6 protein-coding genes are annotated in these 2,915 nt (G+C 43.7%); 2 read left to right on the plus strand and 4 right to left on the minus strand.

Translation table 11 applies throughout. The features are described from left to right. Window positions 1–65: 65 nt before the first annotated feature. From ABLA76_RS15800 to ABLA76_RS15815, 4 genes are read right to left on the minus strand one after another with little or no spacing between them, the layout of a single operon-like run. On the minus strand, window positions 66–602 hold the full coding sequence (locus tag ABLA76_RS15800) for a phage N-6-adenine-methyltransferase (RefSeq protein ID WP_348988644.1): 537 nt from the start codon (window positions 600–602) through the stop codon (window positions 66–68). Further along, entirely contained in the window at window positions 595–792 is a 198-nt protein-coding gene (locus ABLA76_RS15805) for a hypothetical protein (protein ID WP_348988645.1), read from the minus strand. The genes ABLA76_RS15800 and ABLA76_RS15805 overlap by 8 nt, the downstream gene beginning before the upstream one ends. 9 nt (window positions 793–801) lie before the next feature. Then, window positions 802–1,224 carry a hypothetical protein gene (locus ABLA76_RS15810; RefSeq protein ID WP_348988646.1) on the minus strand — a complete coding sequence of 141 codons (423 nt, stop codon included), beginning with the start codon at window positions 1,222–1,224 and terminating at the stop codon, window positions 802–804. After that, window positions 1,214–1,381 (minus strand): hypothetical protein, encoded by a 168-nt coding sequence (locus ABLA76_RS15815; protein WP_348988647.1) that lies wholly within the window; start codon window positions 1,379–1,381, stop codon window positions 1,214–1,216. The genes ABLA76_RS15810 and ABLA76_RS15815 overlap by 11 nt, the downstream gene beginning before the upstream one ends. A gap of 259 nt (window positions 1,382–1,640) precedes the next feature. On the opposite strand from ABLA76_RS15815, the gene ABLA76_RS15820 reads away from it, so the two are divergent. Both ABLA76_RS15820 and ABLA76_RS15825 read left to right on the plus strand, forming a co-directional pair. Next, window positions 1,641–2,561: a DnaB helicase C-terminal domain-containing protein gene (locus ABLA76_RS15820; RefSeq protein WP_348988648.1), complete on the plus strand. Its 921-nt coding sequence runs from the start codon at window positions 1,641–1,643 to the stop codon at window positions 2,559–2,561. Between the two features lies 1 nt (window position 2,562). After that, on the plus strand, window positions 2,563–2,898 hold the full coding sequence (locus tag ABLA76_RS15825; RefSeq protein WP_348988649.1) for a hypothetical protein: 336 nt from the start codon (window positions 2,563–2,565) through the stop codon (window positions 2,896–2,898). Window positions 2,899–2,915 lie beyond the last annotated feature (17 nt).

The raw sequence follows: 2,915 nt of genomic DNA on the forward strand, positions 1-2,915 counted from the left end.
GAAATCTGCTACTAATCCAAATACCATATCAATGTCTTTCTTGTTCGGTACTTCGATTGTTACTTTCATGCTATTTTCCTCAATTGTTCATTGCCGACATTAATCAAATAATCTCGATCAACGGTTGTTATTATTCTGCGTGGGTTAGTGAATGGTCGCCAAATTAGCAATAAACTACCTTTGTTATTTCCATTTACTGGTTTTTGTGTTTCTGCGTTAACAAATGAAATCCTGCCACCCGTTATTAATCTGACCTCATCGACAGTTTCCATTGCCAATTTAAACCAGCCTACAGATGTGTCAGAGGGAACTAGCATCACAACTGGCTGTAACCATTTCTGACATTCGATAGCGGCTTTCTCTACCCATTTTGGAATATTGCTATAGGGTGGATTACAGAATATTGCACCGTAACTCACCCAATCACATTCCAGTGCATTATCTCGTTCCATGAGATAATTTGTGCACAGGGTATTTTGAGCATCGGCGGCGGCATCTAAATAAAATCCGAATTCTAAATCGAGTGCCAGAAATAACGGGAGTGGAGTTTGCCAGAGGTCGCGCAGTTCTTTTGGGGTATTACTGCCTCCGTAGTCACTCATCCCTCATTTTCCTCCTATCCCGCTCATAATCCTCCCCACATTCCCGGCTACAGAATGCACCGTGTATTGCTGGCTCCGTCTCACACCATCGGCACATACCGTTGATGCTGGTTAATGCTGGTGGGCGGTTCTGGAGCGCATGAGATAACCTCAGCTCATTTAATTCATTCGCTGCGTCGATAATATCCATGATGGTTCTTTATTTGTTGGGGTGAGGATATAGGTTTACTGCGAATACGCTTTTTCCATCACCTATATCATGAATGCTTTTATAAACCTCGCCATCAGCTAAATTATATATAGCCACAGGCTTCATATTTTCATATTCAGCGAGTTTATCGCCTAACCTGCCATTACATGGCCTAAGTTCAAACGAACGATATAAAAATTCACGGCCTAATTTGGTTAATTTATTCCTTTCTGTAATTAACCCCATTTTAATTAATATTGATTTCGTGGTTCCACCATTACTATATCCCGCCATGGTTTTTAAACATCCTTGTTCAATTATGGCTCGATAATTTTCGTGCCCGTAATTAGTTCCTTTAAAATGTTCAGTAATATATTCATCGGTGATATTGCTAACTGATTCACGCGCCAACTCAATCACATCATTGTTCATTATTATCACCTCCCAGCCAATTTAAAAATATCCGCATACTATTTTCATCTATTACACGCTGCCCGTTATCCAATGTATGAACTGTTATCTGAATATTGTCGATGTTAATAGTTCCACTATTTATAACGGTGGGTAGTTGTTCATTTTGATTATTCATTACTATCACCTAAACCTCCTGCATATATTCTCTGCCCGTTCACACATATCAGTATCAAACCAGCCGAAGTGACATTCGTTGAAACTGATTTCCAGTTGACTTGCTAACCAGTGATACGCATCCGTGCGCTCCAAATTACGACTCCTGACTACATCATCGAAATACCGATGAGCCGATGCTCTGGCTCTGCGTGTAGTTTTATCTGCCAGTGACCCCATTGGAATATCCGTCCCCGGATGAATACTGACACGCGCACCACATGCCCAAGCCGCTGAGTGAAATTGCCGATCAGTGGTTCAGTGAATTGGAAGAGCGGTTCAACAACCCCGAACTGCACAGAGGGCTTAAGACTGGATTACGTGATTTGGATGAAATGCTGGCACCTAAGTACATCGTCAATGGATCGTTATTTGTCGTTGGTGCTCGTCCAAAAATGGGGAAAACCACGGTATTAACCGAGATAGCGAAAAACGTTGCTGGTGATGGGCTGCCAGTGTTGATGTTCAGCATGGAGATGACCGATAAGCAGCTATTCGAGCGCATGGTCAGCCAGAAGTCCGGGATAAATTCTGATGCGTTCTATGGTGGTCTTGATGACGATTACGAGTGGGCAATGCTCAGTAAGGCGATTGGTGAGCTGAAAGATACGCCTAACGTTTGGATCGACGATACGCCGGGCATGACATTTGCTCATATCCAAGCTCAGTGCCGTAAAATCAAGCGTCAGGTTGGCAAAATTGGATTTATCGGCGTTGACTATCTAACCCTGATGAAAACCGAAAAGGCAGACCGCAATGACATCGCTTACGGCAACATCACGAAGGGACTCAAGATACTGGCGAAAGAACTCGACACAGTTGTTGTTCTACTGACTCAGCTTAACCGTAACCTCGAAGAACGCGCCAACAAGCGTCCGGTGGCATCTGATAGCCGCGATACAGGCCAGATTGAGCAGGATTGTGATTACTGGATGGGGGTCTATCGCGATTCAGTCTATCACGAGAAATCAGACCAAACGCTCACCGAGTTGATTTTACGGCTCAACCGTCACGGCAAGGCAGGCACGACCTACATTGAGCAAAAGGGGCTGAGTCTATTTTCTATCGATCAGGTCGAAGGCGAGCACAGAGCTAAGAGAAACGAAGACAAGCCAAATAAACAACACAAGAAGGACTTTTGAGATGAAACTAACTGAATTACAAAAGCAAATTCACCAGCAAAATGTTGACGCCGGTTGGTGGGATAATCCAAGAGAACGAGGTACATTGCTTTGTTTAATTCACTCAGAAATCAGCGAGGCAATGGAGGGAGAGCGTAAAAATTTGATGGACGACCATTTGCCTCATCGTCCGATGGCTGAGGTCGAATTGGCTGATGCAGTGATCCGAATTTTAGATTATGCAGAGGCATTTGGTTATGACATCGAGGGCGCGATTGCTGAAAAGCTCGAATACAACCGCAATCGGGCAGACCATAAACGAGAAAATCGCGCCAAGACTGGCGGTAAGGCATTTTAATGAAAATCAAAACGAGT

Origin of the sequence: Xenorhabdus sp. SGI240, assembly GCF_040081915.1 — a bacterium.
Lineage (GTDB): Bacteria > Pseudomonadota > Gammaproteobacteria > Enterobacterales > Enterobacteriaceae > Xenorhabdus > Xenorhabdus bakwenae.